Raw genomic sequence first — 23,232 nt, 5'->3', positions numbered from 1 at the left:
CGGTTCCCCCTTTGCTCCATATTATTCAACTACATAACCACAATTTTAGTCAAATCAGCAGTCTGAGCAGCCAGAGTTGCTATAGATTTTAATAAAGCTAACCGATTATTTTTAACCGCCTCATCTTCAACCATAACCATAACAGCGCCAAAAAAGGCATCAATCGGTGCCGCCATAGCCGCTAGTACAGTAAGTACTCCCTGATAATTTTTCTCGTCTTGATGTTTGGTTATGATCGCCTGGGCCTCAACATACGCTTTGTACAAAGCATGTTCAGCCTCAGCCGCGAACAAGCTGGTATCAATAGTATCAGAAGCAGCATTTTTTGCAAGGTTCCCCACCCGTACAAGGGCTTGAACGGCTTTTTGCATTGCCATTGTGTTACCCTCAACAGCCATGGCCTTAGCACGCAGCCAAGTGTCATATATATCGTCGTTACCGGCAGCTAATACAGCGTCAATCATATCATACCGCAAATTTTCTTCGGTGAAAATATTTTTAATCCGCAAGCGGAAAAATTCCTGAATTTCTGTCACTAATTTGGTCCTGTTCTCATTATCCGCAATACCAAGCAAATCCATAGCCTGACCGGCGATGGTCTTTAAAGAAACATGATACTTAGCATCAATTAAAATATTAACCATTCCTAAGGCCTGGCGTCTCAGTGCATATGGGTCCTGAGATCCTGTAGGAACAAGTCCGCGGCTGAAGGTGGCAACAATATTATCCATTTTATCTGCTAGACTAATACATCGGCCAGCAGTAGTCTGTGGTAAGCTATCACCGGCAAACCGCGGCAGATAATGTTCATATACAGCTTCGGCCACTTCAGGACGTTCATTGTTAAGCTTTGCATATTCCCGGCCCATAACACCCTGTAATTCGGTGAATTCACACACCATTCCTGTTACCAGATCGGCTTTCGCTAAATGAGCGCCGCGATTTACAATACTAAGCTCATCCTGACTCGTTCCCAGTATTTGGCCAACTCCAGTTGCTAAGCGTTCTAAGCGCAGCACTTTATCATAAAGTGTACCTAAGCCCTCTTGGAACACAATTGTCTTAAGTTTTTCTACCCGATCGGCTAGTGGTATCTTCCGATCTTCTTCAAAAAAGAACTGGGCATCAGCGAGTCGCGCCTTGAGCACTCGTTCATTACCATGGCGGACAATATCAATGTGTTCAGCGCCGCCATTTCTTACAGTGATAAACAATGGCAATAATTTTCCATCTTTTCCGGTTACCGGGAAATACCGTTGATGCTCACGCATGGGAGTAATAATGGCCTCTGGCGGCAGGCTCAGATATTTTTCTTCAAACTCGCCGCACAAGGCTGTCGGATATTCCACCAAATAGATTACTTCTTCCAAAAGTTCTTGGTCAATAGTTGCCGTTCCGCCCCGGCTGACAGCCAATTTCTCGATTTGTTCCTTGATGATCTGGCGGCGCATGTCTTGATCTACCATAACAAAGTTTTCGCTAAGACAGGTAAAATAATTTTCTACAGAATGTACCGTTACCTCAGCCTGACCCAAGAATCGATGGCCACGCGTAACCCTGCCGGAAGTTACTCCTGTTACGCTAAAGGGCACAACTTCACTGCCAAATATTGCTACCAGCCAACGAATAGGGCGGACAAAGCGCATATCTAAATCGCCCCAACGCATGTTCTTGGGAAATGATAAACTGTTTATAATATCAGTTAACAGGGATGGTAAAAGCTCAATAACCGGGCGGCCCTGCTCTTGGACAATAGCATATACATACTCATCTTTAACCACCAATGCCGCAGGATCAACACCCTGTCCCCGGGCAAAGCCTAAGGCAGCTTTGGTGGGCGCACCATCTTGACCAAAAGCAATCTTTACTGAGGGCCCCTTGTTTTCACTATGTTTATCGGTTTGAGCGCTAGCCACATCTTTTACAATAACAGCTAAACGGCGCGGTGTGCCAACAGCCCTAACCTCACCATAGCTGATTCTAAGTTCTGTTAATTTAGCTTTTGCCGTATTTTCCAATTGCGCTAATGCCGCAGGCATAAACTTGGCTGGTATTTCTTCTGTGCCAATTTCTAATAGTACATCTTTGGTCATGATTACTTACCTCCCTTTAGGAGTGGATAACCCAGTTTCTCACGTTGCTCCAGATAGCCCTGTGCGCACAGTCGTGCTAAGTTGCGTACTCGACCAATAAATCCAGTACGTTCACTGACACTGATAGCACCACGAGCGTCTAGGAGATTAAAACTGTGAGAACATTTTAAAACATAATCATAAGCAGGCAGCACATAACCTAGTTCAATAATCCGAATAGCTTCTTTTTCGTACATATCAAACAGGGTAAATAACATCTTTGTATCGGCAATTTCAAAATTATAATGAGAATGTTCTACTTCATTACGATGGAAGACATCACCATAGGTAATGCCTGCTATCCATTCAATATCAAAAACATTTTCTTTGCCTTGAATATACATAGCTAAACGTTCCAGGCCATAGGTAATTTCTACAGCTACTGGTTTAACATCAATACTTCCCACTTGCTGGAAATAAGTAAACTGAGTAATTTCCATACCATCCAGCCATACTTCCCAGCCTAGGCCCCAAGCGCCCAAGGTCGGCGATTCCCAGTTATCTTCAACAAAACGAATGTCATGTTTAGCTGGATCAATTCCCAGTTTGGCCAAACTAGCCAAATACAATTCTTGAATATTGGCTGGTGACGGCTTCATAATGACTTGATACTGGTGATGCTGATACAGACGGTTAGGGTTATCGCCATAACGCCCGTCAGCCGGACGGCGTGACGGCTCAACATACGATACATTCCATGGTTCGGGCCCTAACGCCCGGAGGAATGTTGCCGGATTCATGGTTCCTGCCCCTTTTTCCACATCATAAGGTTGTTGAATAATACAATGTTGCTCAGCCCAGAAATTTTGTAGAGTCAGGATTATCTCCTGAAATGTCATAATTTTACCTCCTAGCAATAAATAAAAACATCTCGTCCCTGTAACTTGTATTTAAGTTACAGGGACGAGATGTTTTTCCCGCGGTTCCACCCTGATTGGGCGCGAAAAACGCCCCACCTCAAAGTATAGCAAGCTTTACTTTCTCACGAAATTAATTTCCAATGCAGAACATGTATCTGAACATTTTCGAATCAACCTGGAGATTTCCTCTTGCAGCTTGGGAAGGCCTTTCACCTTTTGTAATACCAGGCTTTCACTCTCCCTGGTTCGCTGCCATATAAAAAGTTACTTATTTCCCGCATTGCCGTAATTTTCATTGATGTTTAAAAAACAAAATACTTCTTGAATATATACTTTTGACCCTCGTAGGGCCTTCTTAATGCAATTAGTATATCACAATAAATATATATAATACAAGCCTTTCCCGGATTTTTGAGGGACTTACCATGATAATTATTTAACAAAAATATAAGAGAAAAGGCACAAAAAATCCCCCGGTTTCCCGAGGGCTAAGTAAGCTACTCCTGCTTTCTTTCCAAAGTGCTTGCAATACGCTGCAGCGCTTTATTTATGCCGGTCAACTGCATTAGTGTATAGATAACTACGACACCATATAAAATCATAAATATCATCCCAAACGGGAAGAAACCGCTGTAACCATAGCCCATCAATTTCTATCACTCCTTTTTATTTAGGTAGGATGAGCAGAAACCACGGATTTATACTATTGAGTATAAAAAGTTGACCACCGCTGAAAGGCACGCGGCTAAAACAACTATTTAAACTCTCCATTATTTCGTAACTGCATATTATGTAATATCAGAGTAATGGAGGTTTATCTTTATGAAGAATATCCTACTCAAAGAATATCCTGAGATAACCGAATGGGACGAACAACCAGACAGGCGCCAGTGCTGTATCCCGTTCAATTGCCGTCCGTATCATTGCAAACCATATTATTGCAGACCGTATCGACTATGCCGACCGTTTGACTGCTGTAATCCACATGTAATTTTATGGCCTACTTAGGAAAAAAACCGCACCCCGTCAGATATCACTACCAGAGGAATGTGATCCGGGAAAATAACGCCAATCAGTATAACGGCCTGGCGTTTGGTTAAACTAAGTATATATTCTTTTCCTCTCTCTCTTGTTGCGCCGCCACCCTGCGGCGTTATTTTTTTACTTCTGAAGTTTAGCAAATGTTACCCTTATACACAATTGTCCATTAGTTACTTTAGACTCTTTATTCGTCCATAAAAAACACTCCTCAGATATTTATCCAAGAAGTGTTCTAATTATGTCTCGCCATTGCCGTGATTAATTTAAAATATAGCAACTATCACGAGGACTTGTCCACCTCTTCTTGCGGCTCTTTCTTATCAGCGTCAACCAGCTCCTCGTCACGTACCACCTCAATAGTACACCGCTTAAACACAGCCACTAAGACGCCCACTGCGGCCAGCTGCGGCAGAACCACAGCACCAATAGCGCCAAGAGCTACCGGTATCTCTGCCAGCACCCGTCCCTCGTGCTTAATGCGGATCTTGTTAACATTGCCTTCGCGAATAAGTTCTTTCACCTTGTCCATGACTTCGGTAGAGCGCAGTGAAAATTCTTCTGTCCAATTAGTGCTGCTTTTATTTTTATCTTCAAGTTCAATCAGGGTATCAATGACATTGCCTTCATTACGTTCTAACGCCGCTTTAGCCTCCCGGTATGAAACCCCGGTACGTTCACGAATCAAATCAATATTTTCCAAAGTAATACTCATATGTCTACCCTCCACTCGTTTAAAAATAGTCTTCCCTGGCGGCAAGCTTGTTATGCTGCCTATAGAGTAGTAATCTTGTTAATAAAATCCAATGACTTAAGCGGTCGCTCTAACTGTTGTCGTACAAAGCCATACAATAGAGACTCCGCAGCTGTCAAAGTCTTAGCGTTCACAACAAACTGACCAGGTTGTCTTAAATCCAATGCTAATAGCTTATCTAAAAAATTCTTGTCAGTCTCCTCGAAACTACTTGTACCAAATGGGCTGCAATCAGCACAAGTACCGCCGCCTTCAACAAAACTAAAATATGCTGGCAGACTTAGTTTACAACCGCACTGCACGCAACATTCATATTCAGGGCGAAAGCCAGCTAAAACCAACAAATGCCATGCACTTGCCAAGGCAGCAATCCGCGGGTTGCGCTTTGTCAAGAGAGCCAGCACAGCTAATAACAGCTCAAATGCCGCTGGCTCAGACTGATGCTGTGGCCATAGCCCTAACGTTAATTCCGCAATGAAATTAGCATAAGCTAATCTGGTCAAATCTTCCCGCAGTTCCCGAAACGAAGTTTGCACTTCGCATTGCTTTACTATATCCATGCCCTTACCGCCAGCCAATAACAAATTTAAATGAGTAAACGGTTGGAGACCACCGCTGAGCTTACTCTTGGGCTTGCGGGCATTATACGCCATTACTGTAATAATACCATTTTCTCGTGAAAACAAAGTGACCATTCTGTCAGCGGCACTCCAGTCGCGTGCTGCCAACAGAATGGCTTCCGTCTGATACTCTACTGCCATCTAACCTCACTTAATAAATGATTTACAAAATATTCTGGTTTAACGGGTGTTTCTGTGGCTTCATCCGCTAGCTGCTGGTTGTTGCTTTGACAATCTGAACAAGCACGATAGGCAAGGTAAGCATCGATATTACCGGTACTTAAAAAAAGCTCCCACATTGTTTCCCGTAATAACACTCGACATCATCCCCTTAACTTATAGTTTGACAAACTGGACTAGCCACATAAGCTATTAACTTATTCTACACCCTCTTCTGCTATTGATTCCGGAAAAAGCGGCACTGCGTTAACCTTAACAATTCGGAAACCAGTAACATGAAGTACCTCAAAAGAATAATCACCAATATTTACTTTATCACCAGTTTCCGGGCGGCGTCCGAGCATTCCAAATATATAACCACCTAACGTATCTTCTTCATGCTCTTCTAAACGAATATTCAAGAGATCTGTTACATCATCCAAGAGAACTCCGCCGTCAAATTCATAACTGCCGTCTGACAGTCGCTGAATTTCAACATCGGCTACCTCATCATGTTCATCCTGGATATCACCAACGATCTCTTCAATCACATCCTCAAGCGCTACCAGTCCGGCCGTACCACCGTACTCATCCGCAACAACTGCCAAATGCGTACATTTACGGCGCATAACTTGCAATAAATGAGCCACTGACATTCCTTCTGGTACTACTAATATCTCACGAACGATGGAGGTTAAATCACGTACCGCAGGTGAACACATATCAAAATCCATTAAATCACGAACATGAATCATACCAATAATATGGTCTTTATCTTCCACGCACAGTGGATAGCGCGTATGAACGGTTTCTCGTACCACTCGCATATTTTCCTCAAAGGGGTCATCTGCAAACAAACAAACGATATCCTGGCGTGGAACCATAATTTCCCTTGCCAAACGATCCGCAAAATCGAAAACATTGTCAATTAGTTCGCTTTCCATCTGATTAAGTACACCACCACGATGGCTGGCACTAACAATCATCCGTAATTCTTCTTCCGAATGAGCCAAATCAGCTTCACTAGCTGCTTTCATTCCGATCACACCCAAAAACAATTTAGCTGTACGGTTAAATAGCACACTAATCGGATAGCTAACTTTGTGGAAAATATAAAGTGCCCATATACAAGCAAGTGCCATGCTTTCTGAGCGTTGAACCGCCATTGACTTGGGGATAAGATCGCCCAAAACAACATAAAAAAACGTAATGATACTAAATCCCAAGACAATACTAATTATTGTACTCAGCCCATCTAGAACCGGAAAATAATCCATTACTATCGGTTTTATTAAGGAGGAAATAGCCGGTGCTCCTAACCATCCGAGTGCCAATGACGATAAAGCAATACCAAGTTGCGTGGCACCAAGGTAACTATCAAGCGAAGATACTACTTTTAAAGCCAGCTTAGCCCGGGCATTGCCCTGCTGAGCCAATTCTTCCAACCGTATTTTACGAATTTTGACTAATGAAAACTCAGTCAATACAAAAAAGCCATTAATTAAGACCAGTAACAGAGCGGCCGCCAATTTAACCGAACTGAATAGTGGCGAATCTATAAAGCATCTCTCCCTAATTATTGGAATCATTACTGCGCGGCATGATAGCACCGGCGGTAATAACATATTGCAGTGCGCTTTCGCTTGTTACGTCTAAAGGTATTATGTCCCGTTTGGGCAAAATAATATTGAAGCCTGATGTCAGATTAAGGCTCATCGGGACAAAAACGCACACATGCTCTTCCGTAAATTTATCAGCCAATGGCGCTGATAATTCAGGCATAACAAAGCCCAGAGATTTGGTTCCAGAATGTGGATAAGGTACTAATACTGCATGTTTCAGTAACTCCTGGGACTCAAATACGGCCGTTGATATTTGCTTAACACTGTTATAAATAAACTTTACTATCGGTATCGAACCTAGCATTCGTTCCCCATACCCGATTACACTTTTCAAAAACCAGTGTGAGGATAACCACCCAACAAGAAAAATCAAAAATAACACGACAATCAGTGACAATCCAGGGAAATGAATCGGCAAATATTCACCTAGTAACCGCTCAGTAAATGAAAAGATAGTAATAATTACAAAGGTCGTAATCGCGATAGGTACGATGACAATCAAGCCATTAATAAAATACTTAGAAGTCCACTTCATTAATTCACCTCTCTTACAAATGATACCATTAAGCGCCGTATTGGTCAATAAATGAAATAAGCTGCCGCAAAAGCGGCAGCTTCAAATCGTATTGCTAAACTTATTCAAAACCAAAACTTTTTAACACATTAGCGCGATTACGCCAGTCTTTTTTTACTTTGACCCATAAATCGAGATATACCTTAGAACCTAAAAGATTTTCAATATCAGCTCTGGCGAAACGGCCAATATCTTTAAGCAGACGGCCACCAGCACCAATAACAATCCCCTTTTGCGAATCACGTTCTACATAAATAACAGCTCTAACATACAAATCATCATTTGGTCTGGTAACAATTTCCTCAATATCAACAAGTATGGCGTGGGGAATTTCTTCTTTGGTTAAATGTAGCACTTTTTCTCTGATAAGCTCGGCAATGACAAGACGTTCGGGCTGGTCGGTAATCATATCTTCGGGATAATATTGGGGACCCGGTTCAAGATGTGATTTGATCTCACTAACCAACCCTTCAAAATTGGTGTGATCAAGTGCCGAAATCGGTACTACTGCGGCAAAATTAAATTGTGCCGTATATTTTTCAATAATAGCAAATAATTTTGGTTTTTCAATTCGGTCTATTTTATTAACTGTGAGAATAACCGGTGTACGAACATTTGCCAAGTTGTCGAGTATGTAGCGTTCCCCTGCTCCCATTTCGGCAGTAACATCGACCACAAATAAAATGACATCTACGTCCCGCATAGATCCTTCAGCTTCCTTGAGCATGTATTCGCCTAATTTGTGTTTAGGTTTATGCATACCAGGAGTATCAATAAATAAGATTTGTGCATCTTTTTGCGTAAGGACACCCATAATTTTATTTCTGGTTGTTTGGGGTTTATCAGACATAATCGCCACTTTTTGACCAATCAAATTATTCATCAAGGTAGATTTGCCAACATTAGGCCTGCCAATAACCGCCACAAACCCTGATTTATAGTTTTCGTTATTCATTATTTTTCCCACCATCTTTTACAAAATCACCTTTGGCAAAACTAAAGGGCAATAGTTGTTCAAGAGTAACCACCCGTTGTTCGCCGTGTAGGTTTGTTAATATAATTTTTTCAATACCAAATTCAGCCATAACCTGGCGACAAGCGCCACAGGGCGATACCGGTCCAGGAGTATCAGCAACTACAGCTATGGCGATAAGCTCCTGTTCGCCTTCTGATACTGCCTTAAAAATCGCAGTACGTTCGGCACAGTTAGCTAATCCGTAGGAAGCATTCTCAATATTGCAGCCACTATATATGCGGCCGCTTTTTCCCTGTACTGCCGCCCCTACTTTAAATCCTGAATAAGGCACATACGCTTGTTCTCTAGCCCTGACAGCATACTTTATCAGTTCATCCATCATCTTCCTCACCTACTTTAGCATCTTGTCCCCCAAAAGAACATAACCAACACCTAAGGCAGCCACAACCTGAATAAGAACAGCTCCCGCAGCAGCATCCTTGGCCGCCTTGGCTAGCGGATGAAACTCTGGTGAAACTTTATCAACAAGCGTTTCGAGCGCCGTATTAAATAGTTCGGCAGTAATAACGCTGGCAATCGTCAAAAATAAAATACCCAGTTCAATACTGCTCAGCTCATAGCGCCACGCTAACCCTAAAGCCCCAAGGGCTGCCACCACATGAACCTTCATATGGATTTCCTTATGTACACAATAAATAATACCTGCTATGGCATAACGAAACGCAGCAAGTCTCTGCATAGCTGCCCCTATTGCTCCCTGGTAATACCAAGCAGTGATAAAACATACTCTTCTTCTTGGCGCATTTCAGTTCGCTCAGCCTCATCCTCATGGTCGTAGCCCAATAGATGTAACATCCCATGAATGGTTAGATAGGCGAGTTCGCGTTCTAAACTATGATTGAATTCTTCAGCCTGTCTGGCCGTAGTTTCCAGTGATATTATGATATCTCCTAACAAAATTTCAATATCTTCCGGAGTATCGGTAATAGCAGGTTCATGTTCACCTGCGCACTGGTCATTCATCGCAAAGGATAATACATCGGTAGGTGCATCTTTATTGCGATACTGGCGGTTTAACTGATGAATGTATTGGTCATCAGCCAAAACCACACTAACCTCCGTCTGTGGCTTAAGGCCATAAACCTCAGCCGCTTTATTTAACACTTGCATCAACATTTGTTCCATGGCAGGAGTTACTATCATCATTTCCTGCAGGTTGTTTATTATTATTTCCATTTTTAGTTTTTCTCCTCTCAAACTCTTTAAGAGCTTCAGGATATTCAATGCGGCTATGGAACATACTCGACAATAAGCGAATGTACACATCGCCAATCGCTTTAAGATCGCGCAACGTTAGGTTACAATCATCAAGCTGCCCATCTTGCAACCGTTCCCTAATGATTTTGCGGACAGTAGCTTCAATGCGGTTAATGTTAGGCTTACTAATAGAACGCACAGCCGCTTCACAGGAATCGGCCAGCATAATAAGGGCTGTCTCCTTGGTTTGCGGCGTGGGCCCCTCATAGCGGAAATCAGATTCAATAACGCATTCACCATGTTCCGTTTCCGTCGCGCGTTTATAAAAATACGACGCTAAGGTAGTACCGTGGTGCTGCTGAACAATATCTACTATTACCTGTGGTAATTTGTATTCCTTACACAAGTCCAAGCCATCTTTAATGTGGGATGTAACAATAAGTGTACTCAGTGATGGTGAAATTTTATCATGAGGGTTATCACAGCCTGCCTGATTTTCGATAAAAAAATACGGCCTTTTAATTTTACCAATATCATGATAATAAGCGCCAACCCGTACGACCACGGGATCTGCTCCCACACTGACAGCAGCCGTTTCCGCCAAATTGCCGACAAGTACACTGTGATGATACGTTCCTGGAGCATCTAATAATAGGCGCTGCAGTAGCGGATGGTTAGGCTTAGCCAAGTCCAGCAGCTTGATTGGGGTAGTAATATTAAAAGCATGCTCTAGGTAAGGTAAAAGACCTGTAGTAATTACGGCGGAAGCAATCCCGCTAATGGCGCCAAGCATCCCTTGAAATAGTACTTCTCTACCATTAAACTGCTGGATGAGACCTGTTGAACCAATTACTAAAAAATTAATTAGTGCAATCCAGATTCCAGCGCGAGCAAGACTATAACCGTGAGACATTTTGGTTACACTATAAACCCCAACCATACCACCAATAAGCGCAGCAGTCACTGCTCGCAGGTCATGGTCCACAATCATACCAAAAAACATAGACATAATTACACTGATTAAGAGCCCGACCCGTGGATCAATCAAAATGGCTGTTAACAGTGCTCCTGCCGCAATAGGCGCGGCAAAATCCGAATAATAGTGAGCAACCTTAGTAATTAGTAAGGTAACTAAAACAATTAAACCCAATAAAATCAAGTACATATTATTATTATAAATAGGGTAGGCAAACCTATATAAATAGCCTAAGGAAAGCCCCATTAATAACAGCACAAACAAAGTAAGACCGAGCATCCTTACTTCATTGAAATTTCCAGCATATAATCCTAATTCTTCCATAACATGAATCTGTTCAGTAGTTACAATGTCACCACGTCGTACCAATATCTGCCCTTTTTTTACAGTTTCACGTACAGATTCAATATTAGCCAGTGCCGATTGCTTGCGTTTGTCTGTTTCACGAACATTAAGAATAAAATTAGGTCTAATAAGTGTTTGGGCAATACCAGCGACAACGGCTTCTGTATTCTTCCCAAGACCTAATTCTTCTGCTTCAAGCACTACCTGCTTTCTGGCAATATCAAAGTCATCTTCTCTGATGCCGCGTTGTAAATATTTACGTAATATTGATTTAGTATAATCCTCTGTTTTTAATGAGCCAGCCTCATCCAAATTCAGCAACTCGTCCACAACAGTACTAGACAATGTAACCGGTAACTCACGGCTAAGTTTTTCTTTTTTTTGTTCATTTGTCAGTGTTTTGTCTAACTGAAGGGTTTGTGCTGTGCGGAAAATCGTTTTTACATCTTCCTCAGCTTTTGCCATAACAGCAATATCCATATCATAGACATTAGCCACACTGGCCATTACTTCCATCTCAAGCTTCTTGGTTTTAACATTGTCAATATACGATACTGTTCTCGGTGCAATTACATCCCGATCACTAACCTGGCCAATCTGCAGCGATATTTTTTCTGGAATAAAATCAGCTGATAAACAAAGCATATATAAGGCAAAGAAAACAAAAAATACTACAGTTCGACGTACCAATGAGTGGGCTTGTAGATTGGCGGGCTGCGTAAATAAATCTCGCAACTTGCTATTAACCGATATCATCTTTTCTTTCACCTCATACCACTACTCAACGTTTAGCAAAACTACCACAGCTAACGTTATTGCGTTTGATCATATTGTGCATAAGCCTTGATGATACGGCTGACGATTTCATGTCGTACTACATCACTTTCGTTTAAAGTAAGTAGCGCAATACCAGGTACTTCTGCCAGCACAGTTTGGGCCTGCTTAAGTCCTGATTTAACGCCTTTTGGCAAATCAATTTGTGTTATGTCGCCGGTTATTACCATCTTTGAACCAAAGCCGATTCTTGTTAGAAACATCTTCATCTGTTCGGCTGTCGTGTTTTGGGCTTCATCCAAGATGATAAATGAATCCTCAAGTGTTCGTCCCCGCATATAAGCTAATGGTGCTACTTCAATAATATTTTTGGACATATACTTTTGTACCGTGTCTGTACCCATAATATCATACATAGCATCATACAAAGGCCGTAAATAAGGATCAACCTTCTCCTGCAAATCACCGGGTAAAAAACCAAGTTTCTCACCGGCTTCCACTGCCGGACGGGTCAAAATGATTTTTTCTACTTGTTTATTTTTTAAGGAAAATGCTGCCATAGCAACCGCAAGATAAGTTTTCCCTGTTCCTGCCGGTCCTATTCCAAAGGTAATATGATTGCGGCGAATGGCCTCCAAATATTGGCTTTGCCCAAGGGTTTTAGGCTTAATATGACGGCCTTTGGCTGTAACCAAAACAGTGTCGGCAAACATTTGATGGAGAAACTCTGCCTGACCGTCACGAATCATCTGAATGCTATACCGGACATCATGGCTTGTTACCGGATTGCCTTCCCGGTACAAATAACTAAGCTCATTAAACAAACGAGTAAGCTGCTCAACTTCACCGGTTTCCCCATCTAACATCAATTCTGTTCCTCGTGCTGTCATTCTACTAGAAAAATGCTGACTAATTAGTCCTAAATGTTCGTCATTTTTTCCTAAAACAGCGATAGCTTCCTTAGTGTCTCCAAAGTTAATTCGGTTCTCCAAATAAACAATGCCCCCTACTACAATAATTCATTGGGAAATATTTATAGTTTGCCCAATATCTTCAATTGTTTCCACATTCACTTTTACCCTAACTATGTTCTCTGCCGGAGTTTTTACTACTTCATAATTATGTACTACTATTTGGGCTGTTTCAGGGATATTACTTTGCACTGCCTGGAGGGCTTTGTTATAAGCCTCATTGCGTGCTTGCTCAATTGATTTTTCTATATGGGTAGAGTTAATTTCACGGTATATTGTAATAGTTGATTCGACAGCAAGCTGTCTATTCCTCCATAGCGGCCATTGTTTATAGATAATCTCAGTTTCAAATTCTTCATAGGACTGCTCTGGTATCTCATTAAACGCTACCTCATGGCTACCAAGTTTCATAATTACCGCCATTTGCTGATTACCGGTACGGGTAATTGTCGTTTGCTTCAACTCGGTTTCAGCATAGCCTTCATACCACACCCGAGCTTTGATTATGCCTTGGGCACGGATGGGTTCTGGCGGTATGTTATTTATTAGTGGCTGACCTTCAACGCCAATCTGCACAGGTTCTAGAGCAAACCCTTTTATAAGCAAATCACCTTTTTTCACGGTGTTACCATTTTTTACTGCCGCCTGACCAGCTAGAACAATAATTTCAGAAATTACACCATCTTTGCAGGCGACAAGATGCGCCGGAGCTTTATCCTCTTGCTTCGGCATGGTTTTTTCGACAACTTCGATAACGGCCCTTGTTCCGGTAAAGTTAATTCCTACCCAAGCTACTTCCGGAATTTGTAATGCTATTTCCCGTTCGATCGCTTTGCTATTAATACCATTTTTTATGCTGCCTGGTCGCAAACCATATTGCTCGGCAACATAGCGTATTCCTTGGTCAGGCACATTTTTAAGACCGGTAATTTCAACAAACCAAATGTAAGAAGATAGGGTATAGAGCAAAGCAAAAAATAAAATAACGCCAACCATTAGCGTCTTGCGCCGTTTAGCGCGTTTAACAACAAACGGCAGCCCACGCTGAGCTAATACTTTTACTTTGGTATGACTAGCTATAACCAATGGACGAATTCGAAAAAAATCATCTAACCTAATCCAGGCAATCAAATCTTCATCAATTTTAGTGATACCCCATAGTAATATTTGTTCAATAATGCAAAGATTAATAAAACGTTCAGGCATAGAACCGCTAATGCGGATTTTCACTGCACCGCGCAGGTACTTCGCATTATATATCATAATTAACCTTTTGCACCACACCTTCAACCAGAATTTGCTCAGCTTGGAGATTTCCCAGGGTTAATTTTTCACCATAAATAAACAATTCTCCCTGGCTGAGTTTTATCCGAACAAGCGAAGGGGTGTATTCAATAATTCCTTTGTGGTTTTCAACTAATAGCTGCTTATTGCCTAACATCGTTATGCGTGGTAAATCCATAACTATATCTTGTGGTATTTCCAAAAAACCAGCCAATGATTGTAATTTCCCTTTTCTGCGTAGCATGCAAAATCCCCCCTCATATACTAATGTATGCCTCGTAATAGGCTAATTAGTACGTGAAAAGGGGATTTTCAGTAAATCATCCTTTCAAATTGCCAATATTGGCTGCGTGAAAGTACTAGCTGCAAATGAATTAGGAGTAATACCATAGCTGCGAGTTAAATACTCCTCAAATTTGTGAACTTTTACCGGAGCAGCAAAGCGCATATAATTTGTTGCTATAATCATTTCGCCGCAATCCAGATTCTTAATTTCATTGCGCTGCTGTAATATATCTTTGCGACACATAGACTCTAGTTTACCCCGATCTGCTTTGGAAGCCAACCCCAATATAAATAAGGTATTCAGCTGGGACAACACTTTATCTGCTAGTAAACGGGGTTGTTGGTCTACAACACATAACCCAATATTAAATTTTCTAGCTTCGCTGACTAATCTAGCAAATACATTTTGGGTGCTTTGCTCTTTTTTACCTAGGAAGCGATGGGCTTCTTCAAGCACAATTAAGATCGGCTTAGCTTTCAAACGAGCAACTTCCGATTTATTGGCATAATGCAGCAGCAGTTTTTTGGACAACAAAGTTGACAACGCCTGTTCACCGATAGGTGAGATATTTTTAAGTTCAATCAATACCACCTTACCCTGCTCCAAATCCTGCAGCATTTGCCCAATAGCAGTAATTGCTCCAACATCATTTGCTTCTTCACTAATATTCAACTCTTGCTCTAGGTTCCAGCAAACACTTTTAATCTTACTTATGGTACGAGATTGAAATTTTTGACCAGTACAACCGGCTATCTCTTCAATAATATCTTCGGCATCATATTTCAAAATATAATCCATCCAGCGATCCTGCCAAACAGAAGACAGCTTATAGATGGCATCAAGCTGAGGCTCACTAAATGTTGCACAAGCGGTAATGTCCTCTGGATCAATCTCATTATAGTTTAGCATAAGCTTATGCACATTTTTTCGTTCAGGTTCAGGGTTAGTATTATAAACCACCAATCGCTCGTTGACTTTAGGATGAAGTGACAAATCACGGTAATACTCGTTGTGAACATCAAAAATAAGCAAACCATAGTTGTTGCTGTCAATAATTGAACTAGAAAGTACCTTTACCAGATTACTTTTTCCTGAGCCTGTTGTACCAAAAATACCAATATGCTCGGTAATGGCTTTGGAACCAAATATACCAACAGGTAACTTAAGCACTTCCCGGCCACTTTTTAAATAACCAATTTCAAGATCACCCTTCATTTCATTAAGCAACGCAGTGTCATCGGCAGCTAAACCGCGAACCTCACAAAAGAAATCAGGACAAGTTTTGGGGTTAAATATCTGTCCCTCAGCATCAACATAACAAAGCTGTTCAGCAATACCAATTTTTACAGTATGGTTACCGCCCAAGTAAAAATCAAGCTCTTCTTGGTTAGCCACCTGACCATTTTCATCAAGTTTGCTCATTAAATAGCTAACACCATTCATACCTGACCAGCGTGATTTAATCTTAAAGTCATAGGCCCGAATATAAAACCGGTCATGGTTTTTACCTTCAACAACCAATATATTGCCAAAATCAACATCTTGGTTAGGAGCAACGACAAATTCCATATAGGTGCCTTTTGCATAAGTAAGGCGGCCTTTATACTCTGACATATTGTTTTGCCCCCTTAATCTATTATAATTTGCTTGCAATTTTAGTGTGTACGAAAAGCAAAAAATAAAACAGGGGATTATTTCACATAATATTATTTACCAGAAGTTGTGATTTTTGACAAAAACAGCAACGATTTTATATCTCTTACTTGTTTTTAGGTATAGAAAAGAGGCTTCGTGAGTGTTCACGAAGCTTTGTTATTACTGGGGTGAAATAATGGGCGGAGCGACACGATTTGAACATGCGGCCTTTACCACCCCAAGGTAGCTACTCAGCTTTTTTACCAATTTTTGCGGCTTAGACGATCCTTAATCAAGATAGCGTATAACCTAGATTATATGGGTTTCAACAGAAGAAACAGGGGACAGGACTTTGTTTCGCAAAACACGTTCCCTGTCCCCCTGTTTCTGAATATTGCGAAAAACAAAAGGAGCATCGGAAGAACGAAATCGCTCACGCGATGGTTTATTTACAGTTCATCTCAGATAAGATACTATTATAATAAACATAAATAAATTACCGAAATATCATGTCGAAATAAATCGAAATAGAACGAAAAAGATTGATTTTCCATAGCTGGGCAGCCCGCGACTTCATTCTTCTGAGGCAATCAAAAATTTTGCGCGTAGATAGTTTTGTGGCTTAACTGGCAGCTGGGAGCTTTTAGTTGAGCCTTTTTGCGCGCAAAACTTCCGATTGAGCCCTTCGAGAACCGTCCCGGTGCTGCGATGCAAGTTAAACTTTATGACATTGGTCTGCCATCCCTTCGTCTAACCCAAGAATAACGAGCAAGCGTACTTTTAAGCCCTTGAGCCTTCCAAGAGGAGGTGTCAAGGGCATTGTTCATATTCCGGGAAATTGGTCCCCATTGGGTGCACCTTATTCGTTGCCAACTACCACTCCGTTTCTAGGGGAATAAGTTAACTTGTGGAATATGAGGTACATTTTCTAGTTATCTGAATATCATATAGTAAAGAACTTATGTTGTTTACCGGGTGAGACGTGGTGAGGTAAACATGTTACGCATTGTCAGATAAAGTATATGTATGAGGAGGAACCTTATGTCAGACACTCACGATATTTCTAACAGGCTAGGCATCAAAGATGCATTGAAAAAAATAGCAAAGGATAATCTGACCTATGACAAAGACGGCAGGGCATGTCATCCGCATGATCCATATGATCTATGCATACTCTGTCCTCCAGGACCAGAGGGACCAGAGGGACCAGAGGGACCACAAGGACCTCGAGGTCGAGAAGGCCCTCGAGGTCCTCGAGGTCGGCAAGGACCCCAGGGACTGCAGGGAATTCCAGGACCTATGGGACCTCCGGGGCCTTCGGGAACGATGGTTTTATCAGGCGTGGGAGCGCCAACATGCGCTATAGGTCAAACAGGAGACCTCTATGTCGATGTGGCTAGCGGACAACTATATTTTAAAACTACTCAACCCGTTCCCCCGCTTGTCAGACCAATCCCGCTGCCAACAGGCACTACTAGGCTTGTAGGTGCTGGTCAACCCGCTCCCTATGATACAATTCAAGGCGCTATTAGCGCCGGAACTACAGTAAATGGTGATAGACTATTACTTGTTGATCCAACTTATACAATAACTACAACTATCAATGTAACCAAATCACTGACTATAGAAGGCCAAGGTATGGCGGCTACTACAGTGATAACTACCTCAATAGCACCCTCGCCATTTTATATGTTCAACGTTACAGTATCTGATGTTATTTTTAGAAATATGAAGATTGTTCAAGACTATGTTCGATCCGTCGGTCAGACAGATACGGCAATTGTATTTAATAATTTGGCGGCTACAGGCATCTATATCGACAGTTGTGAAATCTCAACAAATGAATTTGGCCTAGGTCTTAAAGTCACCGAGTTTCAGATAACCAACTGTAACTTCACCTACGCCCCGAATGCTTCAGCTGGTAACAACTATGTTTGCATACTAATACAATCCACATCCGGCAACAGCATAATATCCAACAATACCTTTGTGCCTGGTTCAGGGAATTCAAATTGTTTTTTTATACGAATTACAAATATTTCATCACCCCCACCCGGCACTCTTCAGGGCAAATTGTTAGTAAACAACAATACTCAATTGGCCTCTCTATTTACCGTGCGGCACTTGTTAGCCATTGAAGAATTCATTGGTTCAAATTTTGAACTATATATCAACAACAATACGACAATTAGTGAGGGAAATGTCCCTGTACTGCTATTCCCCGGCACTAATTTCGCGTTAAATATATTCAAATTTATCGAAGTCATTGGCAACAGCGTGCAAAACACGGCAGGAAAAGGTCTGATCGGAATCGACCATTTTCCGCCTCCACCAACAGTAGCTGCCGGTACCACAGATATTTTCAGTTCCGGTAATACGGTTGTCAACCCGTCCTTTACTGCACCAGGATGGGCAAGTGCAACCGATCCCGCCAGCATTATTGTAGGCTATAATACGGCAACAGTAGCACCGGCGCCGCAACTGCCATTGGCGAGTTGTTATTGGCTGCCATTAGTGTGACATCAGGGGCTACGGTCTGTTAAATCGAGTAGGAGGTAGATAATTAATTTATCTACCTCCCTCTCACACCACCGAAAGGTGCCACGGAGACGGGGTTGCCGACAACATATTCATACTTTTCAAACAACATTCCTATTAATAGTCGTAGTCTTTTTAGTCATCAAATTGATTTTAGTTGGATGTGTAACGAAAAACGATAGGCATGAATGTGCCTGTCCTTGAAAGCTTTAGCTAGCTGTTGTCAATAACCCCGTCCCCTGACACCCTTTCAAATCAATAACAGTTCCATAACGGAAAGCACGGTATTCCGATTATTCGAACTAATGCGTATTTGTTGCTGCTTGACAGCTCTGTTTATTTTTTGTGCAATGCTATGATATATCATATAATGATTAGAGGTGGTAAATTTCTGTTAAATCCATCTCCGAGGTGCCACGGGGAGAGGTGCCACGGGGACGAGAGGTGCCACGGGGACGGGGTTGCCGACAACATATTCATACTTTTCAAACAACATTCCTATTAATAGTCGTAGTCTTTTTAGTCATCAAATTGATTTTAGTTGGATGTGTAACGGAAAACGATAGGCATGAATGTGCCTGTCCTTGAAAGCTTTAGCTAGCTGTTGTCAATAACCCCGTCCCCTGACACCCCATCCCCTGACACCCCATATAGCCAAATCTAAGTTCCAACGTTCTTCCAAGATATTCTCACCCCAAGTAGAATTTTCCTGGTAGCTTATTATTGTAAAACCATGATCTTTATAAATGTGTCTGGCTGTTTTAAGGGAACTGATTGTTTCAAGAAAAACGTGTTTATAGCTTTTTTCTTGACAGGTATTAAAATAAAAGAATATTATTAAACCAGTTAGGAGGGATTAAATGAAACAGGAAACAGGGTTACGTACAATTAAACGAAGGCAGTTGGTTGATGAAGTTATTAACCAGCTTGAAGAGCTAATCGCTTTTGGTGATTATAAAATTGGCACCAAAATTCCTACGGAGCCTGAGCTTATGGCCAAGTTAGGCGTCAGCCGCACTACTATACGTGAGGCCGTTCGTGTATTGTCTAATACGGGACTCCTCGAAGTTCGGCAAGGTGATGGGACATACGTCCGGGCGTATTCAACGGAAGTAGAACCTTTTGAACGGCGTCTTCGGCGTGCTAATATTTTGGAAGTATACGAAGCCAGGCAACTGTTAGAAGCCGAGCTTGCTAAACTAGCGGCTATACGGAGGACAGAGGAAGATTTAATTGTCATGAAAGAGAGTCTTAAGAAGCGAATTGCGGCACAAGAGTCTCTGAATATGGAAGACTACGTAGAAAGTGACATAGCATTCCATAAGGCAATTGCAGTTGCCAGTAAAAATAGTGTTCTGGCTGATTTATATTTAGGTTTTTCTAATGTAGTCCGAGGTGGGGTAAATAGCTTTGCACAAGCTATGACCCCTTCAGGTTGTGAAAGGATATTGGATAGTCACCAAAGACTTTTACAAGCTATAGAGGATCAGAATATTGAAGAAGCCAGAAAGTGGGCTGTTGAAACCCTGGACAAAATTATAAACCAGCTAAAGGTAACACAATAAAATTGGTATAATGGTCTCCTTTTAATAATAGAAGGAGATTAAATTACCCATTAAAACATCGTATGATATTATGAATATTATACGATGGAAAATATTATTTAGACATTTTTAAGGATTATTTTGGAGGAGGTATGTTTATGCAAATTGGAGTAAAAGCAATACTTATTGGGTTAACCGGGGGAGTAACTGGCGGCTTGGTAGATATTGACGGAGAAATAATTATGGTTTCTTGCATGGTTTATTTTTTGAAGTTTAAACAGCATGCCGCCCATGCTACCTCATTAGCAGCGATGATGCCATTGGCAATAATAAGCGCAGCGGTATACAATTCATAGGGGGAAAACAAGGGGGTAAGTAACCCGGAGGAGTTCCACCCCCCGGCTCTCTCAGAACCGTACTTGAACCTCTCGACTCATACGGCTCCCATCATCTAATCGTTGGAGTAATTCCCATTTGCCGATGAATAAAGAGTCTAGGTTCACACTGCACTATTTTTGCTAACCAGTTTGTGCTTGCTTTTGGCGACCATTAACTCGTTTGTATTTCTTGGCGACCCATCTGATTAAGTACTGGTTTAATTTCCGCAGTATTGGATGCATGGCAGACTTGTAAAAACTACCATAGTAGTTTACCCAGCCTCTAATTACCGGATTTACTACTTTGGCTATATCTGCAAGCTCTTCATCTGTTTTCCGGTGAAGTTTCCACCCTCGCATCGTCTGATGCATTGCTTTGCTTGCTTTCCTGCTGACTGCTGGTAAAAAGTTTAGAAACCGCTCTCCCTCTCTTGTTTGAGCACTTCTTGGCCGAAAGCTGTATCCTAGAAAGTCGAATGTTATTTCCTGATGATTTCCTGTACGTTTATTGTCTTTGCAGTAAATAATCTTCGTCTTATCTGGATGAAGTTCAAGTCCACATTCTCTGAACCGCAATCCGTATGCTTCTTTACAGCACGCATGAGCAGTTCATGGTCTATCGTATCAAATAGTGCTTTGATATCATATTCCAACACCCAATCGTATTTCCAGCATCTTTGTCTGGTTATAGCTATTGCATCTAAGGCCGATTTTTCTGGCTTGTAGCCATACGAATCTTGACAAAAGTATGGTTCTACCATGGGTTCAAAATATATTTTTACGACCATTTGGACTATTCTATCGGTTACGGTTGGTATCCCTAGCATTCTTGTCCCGCCACTCTTTTTCGGTATTTCTACCGCTTTGACTGGCGGCGGAAAGTAACTTCCCGAGGACATCCTGTTCCAGAGTTTGTACAGGTTATCTTTCAGCTTTTCTTCAAATACTTCGATAGTTTGACCATCGATGCCAGCCGACCCATTATTCGTCTTTACCTTTTCATATGCCAGTTTTACTACTTCTTGGGGAATTCCAAATGATTTTGTTTTGTCCATTAGTTCCTCCCTCTTTTGGTTGACCAATTTAGGGGTGCCACGGGGACGGGGTTACCGACAACCTATTCATACTTTTCAAACAACATTCCTATTAATAGTCGTAGTCTTTTAGTCATCCAATTGATTTTAGTTGGATGTGTAACGAAAAAGGATAGGCATAAATGTGCCTATCCTTGAAAGCTTTAGCTAGCTGTTGTCAATAACCCGTCGTCTGACACCCCTTTTCAAGAACTGTCCGTTCGTTTACACTTCTGCTATTGCCTAATTTCTTGAAAAAGGCTATAATCTGAATTAGGTGGAAATTAAAAAGTCGCCGTGACCTGAAAGTGTTCCAGCACTTCCAGGCACGCGCAAAGGTGAACAGCACCTACACGTAACAGTCAGACTGTCCACGACGACATGTCTATTATACAATGGGGTTCCTCTGAAAACAAGCAGCGGAGCCCGTGTAATGGATGTTGCCGAATGGATGCGGACTGTGTGTGCGACTTAACGCAGCAAATGATCTATCTATCCTCAATACAAAATTGTCAGCGGAAGGGTAAGTATTTGATTACATAGTTGATCGCCTTTCTGTTGCATGCCGGATATATCCCGGCTTATTATTGGCATTGGGGATTTTAACAAACGATGAAGCAAAGCGCATGTGTAGGATAAAAACCTCGCATGCGCTTTTTAATTTCCCCCTGTAAAAAGCTGACGGCAGCACGGGTAGCGTCTATGCCGCAGCCTGAGGGGGTATAGATATGTTAAAAAGGAGTTTAAACCAGGCGTTTGATCAGTACGTTACTGACCGAGTGGATACGATCCTCAGCATAGCCGGAATCACTGACGGAAAATACAGCAAAACCGCGAAAGAAGCTCAGACTGTCCTAGAACAGCTGCTGAAAATGGCGAAAGGACTGGAAGCACAACACCCGGAGCTGCTTCGTATGGTCATGGATTTTGAGGCCGCCACTGCCGTTGAAGCCGGGTTTGCAGCAGAAATTACCTACAAGGAGGGGTTGCGGGATATCTCCTATATCCGTCAAGAGTTTATGTCTTTTCTTCAAAAATCTCCCTGTCAATAACAAACGTGACAGACTGCCAAAATGTGAACTCCGTACATCTAGTTACAGGCAATATTACTGAATGAATGCTTCCTTTTGGAGGGTGCCACGGGGACGGGGTTGCCGACAACCTATTCAGGAGGGTGCCACGGGGACGGGGTTGCCGACAACCTATTCATACTTTTCAAACAACATTTCTATTAATAGTCGTAGTCTTTTTAGTCATCAAATTGATTTTAGTTGGATATGTAACGAAAAACGATAGGCATAAATGTGCCTGTCCTGGAAAGCTTTAGCTAACTGTTGTCAATAACCCCGTCCCCTGACACCCCCTGCGCCCTTTTTTCTTGCACATAGGAGATGTTTTCATAGTAAAGTAACAAAAGGTCTAGGCCCCAAGCCTCCA

The 23,232-nt window shown here is 41.8% G+C and carries 24 protein-coding genes; 5 read left to right on the top strand and 19 right to left on the bottom strand.

The features are described from left to right. Positions 1-29 precede the first annotated feature (29 nt). The 3 genes from glyS to ACZ449_RS07035 all read right to left on the bottom strand — a co-directional run bounded on the left by glyS (position 30) and on the right by ACZ449_RS07035 (position 3,642). Positions 30-2,093: a glycine--tRNA ligase subunit beta gene (gene glyS / locus ACZ449_RS07045; protein ID WP_464260329.1), complete on the bottom strand. Its 2,064-nt coding sequence runs from the start codon at positions 2,091-2,093 to the stop codon at positions 30-32. Positions 2,094-2,095: 2 nt separating this feature from the next. Next, the gene (gene glyQ / locus ACZ449_RS07040; RefSeq protein ID WP_464260328.1) at positions 2,096-2,971 is read right to left on the bottom strand and encodes a glycine--tRNA ligase subunit alpha; all 876 of its coding nucleotides are present in this window, start codon (positions 2,969-2,971) and stop codon (positions 2,096-2,098) included. 518 nt (positions 2,972-3,489) lie between these two features. Further along, positions 3,490-3,642: a hypothetical protein gene (locus ACZ449_RS07035; RefSeq protein WP_464260327.1), complete on the bottom strand. Its 153-nt coding sequence runs from the start codon at positions 3,640-3,642 to the stop codon at positions 3,490-3,492. 172 nt (positions 3,643-3,814) lie between these two features. Between ACZ449_RS07035 and ACZ449_RS07030 the strand changes: the two genes are divergently transcribed. Continuing rightward, positions 3,815-4,000, top strand: a complete 186-nt coding sequence (locus ACZ449_RS07030) for a hypothetical protein (protein WP_464260326.1) — start codon at positions 3,815-3,817, stop codon at positions 3,998-4,000. A 313-nt stretch (positions 4,001-4,313) separates the two neighbouring features. Here the strand turns inward: ACZ449_RS07030 and ACZ449_RS07025 are convergent, their stop codons facing one another. The 14 genes from ACZ449_RS07025 to ACZ449_RS06960 all read right to left on the bottom strand — a co-directional run bounded on the left by ACZ449_RS07025 (position 4,314) and on the right by ACZ449_RS06960 (position 16,242). After that, positions 4,314-4,745, bottom strand: coding sequence for a DUF4342 domain-containing protein (locus ACZ449_RS07025; protein ID WP_464260325.1), 432 nt, complete (start codon positions 4,743-4,745; stop codon positions 4,314-4,316). Between the two features lie 59 nt (positions 4,746-4,804). Then, positions 4,805-5,545 carry a DNA repair protein RecO gene (gene recO, locus ACZ449_RS07020; protein WP_464260324.1) on the bottom strand — a complete coding sequence of 247 codons (741 nt, stop codon included), beginning with the start codon at positions 5,543-5,545 and terminating at the stop codon, positions 4,805-4,807. After that, the gene (locus ACZ449_RS07015; RefSeq protein ID WP_464260323.1) at positions 5,536-5,721 is read right to left on the bottom strand and encodes a YqzL family protein; all 186 of its coding nucleotides are present in this window, start codon (positions 5,719-5,721) and stop codon (positions 5,536-5,538) included. Before ACZ449_RS07015 ends, recO begins: the two co-directional genes overlap by 10 nt. Positions 5,722-5,781: 60 nt before the next feature. Further along, positions 5,782-7,152 (bottom strand): hemolysin family protein, encoded by a 1,371-nt coding sequence (locus ACZ449_RS07010; RefSeq protein WP_464260322.1) that lies wholly within the window; start codon positions 7,150-7,152, stop codon positions 5,782-5,784. Continuing rightward, positions 7,136-7,720: a DUF502 domain-containing protein gene (locus tag ACZ449_RS07005; protein WP_464260321.1), complete on the bottom strand. Its 585-nt coding sequence runs from the start codon at positions 7,718-7,720 to the stop codon at positions 7,136-7,138. The genes ACZ449_RS07010 and ACZ449_RS07005 overlap by 17 nt, the downstream gene beginning before the upstream one ends. A 100-nt stretch (positions 7,721-7,820) precedes the next feature. Next, positions 7,821-8,714 (bottom strand): GTPase Era, encoded by an 894-nt coding sequence (gene era / locus ACZ449_RS07000; RefSeq protein WP_464260320.1) that lies wholly within the window; start codon positions 8,712-8,714, stop codon positions 7,821-7,823. After that, a complete protein-coding gene (locus tag ACZ449_RS06995; protein ID WP_464261831.1) occupies positions 8,707-9,114 on the bottom strand; it encodes a cytidine deaminase in 408 nt (135 codons plus the stop codon). Before ACZ449_RS06995 ends, era begins: the two co-directional genes overlap by 8 nt. A 12-nt stretch (positions 9,115-9,126) precedes the next feature. Further along, positions 9,127-9,474, bottom strand: coding sequence for a diacylglycerol kinase family protein (locus ACZ449_RS06990; protein ID WP_464260319.1), 348 nt, complete (start codon positions 9,472-9,474; stop codon positions 9,127-9,129). Between the two features lie 8 nt (positions 9,475-9,482). Continuing rightward, the gene (gene ybeY, locus ACZ449_RS06985) at positions 9,483-9,938 is read right to left on the bottom strand and encodes an rRNA maturation RNase YbeY (protein ID WP_464261830.1); all 456 of its coding nucleotides are present in this window, start codon (positions 9,936-9,938) and stop codon (positions 9,483-9,485) included. Further along, positions 9,889-12,069, bottom strand: coding sequence for an HD family phosphohydrolase (locus ACZ449_RS06980; protein WP_464260318.1), 2,181 nt, complete (start codon positions 12,067-12,069; stop codon positions 9,889-9,891). Before ACZ449_RS06980 ends, ybeY begins: the two co-directional genes overlap by 50 nt. A gap of 56 nt (positions 12,070-12,125) precedes the next feature. Further along, positions 12,126-13,088 carry a PhoH family protein gene (locus ACZ449_RS06975; protein WP_464261829.1) on the bottom strand — a complete coding sequence of 321 codons (963 nt, stop codon included), beginning with the start codon at positions 13,086-13,088 and terminating at the stop codon, positions 12,126-12,128. An 18-nt stretch (positions 13,089-13,106) separates the two neighbouring features. Next, a complete protein-coding gene (yqfD, locus tag ACZ449_RS06970; RefSeq protein ID WP_464260317.1) occupies positions 13,107-14,321 on the bottom strand; it encodes a sporulation protein YqfD in 1,215 nt (404 codons plus the stop codon). Then, the gene (yqfC, locus tag ACZ449_RS06965) at positions 14,311-14,586 is read right to left on the bottom strand and encodes a sporulation protein YqfC (protein WP_464260316.1); all 276 of its coding nucleotides are present in this window, start codon (positions 14,584-14,586) and stop codon (positions 14,311-14,313) included. Before yqfC ends, yqfD begins: the two co-directional genes overlap by 11 nt. Positions 14,587-14,670: 84 nt before the next feature. Then, positions 14,671-16,242, bottom strand: coding sequence for an ATP-binding protein (locus tag ACZ449_RS06960; RefSeq protein ID WP_464260315.1), 1,572 nt, complete (start codon positions 16,240-16,242; stop codon positions 14,671-14,673). A 1,062-nt stretch (positions 16,243-17,304) separates the two neighbouring features. Between ACZ449_RS06960 and ACZ449_RS06955 the strand changes: the two genes are divergently transcribed. The 3 genes from ACZ449_RS06955 (at position 17,305) to ACZ449_RS06945 (ending at position 20,701) form a co-directional block, all read left to right on the top strand. Further along, positions 17,305-18,783: a right-handed parallel beta-helix repeat-containing protein gene (locus ACZ449_RS06955; RefSeq protein WP_464260314.1), complete on the top strand. Its 1,479-nt coding sequence runs from the start codon at positions 17,305-17,307 to the stop codon at positions 18,781-18,783. Between the two features lie 878 nt (positions 18,784-19,661). Further along, complete coding sequence (locus ACZ449_RS06950) at positions 19,662-20,366, top strand: FadR/GntR family transcriptional regulator (RefSeq protein ID WP_464260313.1); 705 nt, start codon at positions 19,662-19,664, stop codon at positions 20,364-20,366. A gap of 137 nt (positions 20,367-20,503) precedes the next feature. Continuing rightward, positions 20,504-20,701 (top strand): TSUP family transporter, encoded by a 198-nt coding sequence (locus tag ACZ449_RS06945; RefSeq protein WP_464260312.1) that lies wholly within the window; start codon positions 20,504-20,506, stop codon positions 20,699-20,701. Between the two features lie 162 nt (positions 20,702-20,863). Here the strand turns inward: ACZ449_RS06945 and ACZ449_RS06940 are convergent, their stop codons facing one another. Then, on the bottom strand, positions 20,864-21,094 hold the full coding sequence (locus tag ACZ449_RS06940) for a group II intron maturase-specific domain-containing protein (protein WP_464260311.1): 231 nt from the start codon (positions 21,092-21,094) through the stop codon (positions 20,864-20,866). 107 nt (positions 21,095-21,201) lie between these two features. After that, positions 21,202-21,777: a reverse transcriptase domain-containing protein gene (locus tag ACZ449_RS06935; RefSeq protein ID WP_464260310.1), complete on the bottom strand. Its 576-nt coding sequence runs from the start codon at positions 21,775-21,777 to the stop codon at positions 21,202-21,204. 746 nt (positions 21,778-22,523) lie between these two features. Here ACZ449_RS06935 and ACZ449_RS06930 point away from each other — a divergent pair. Continuing rightward, entirely contained in the window at positions 22,524-22,847 is a 324-nt protein-coding gene (locus tag ACZ449_RS06930) for a hypothetical protein (protein ID WP_464260309.1), read from the top strand. Positions 22,848-23,232 lie beyond the last annotated feature (385 nt).

Source organism: Desulfosporomusa polytropa (genome assembly GCF_055380075.1).
Note: the sequence above shows the minus strand (reverse complement) of the source record. Positions and strands in the feature narration are given on the sequence as shown.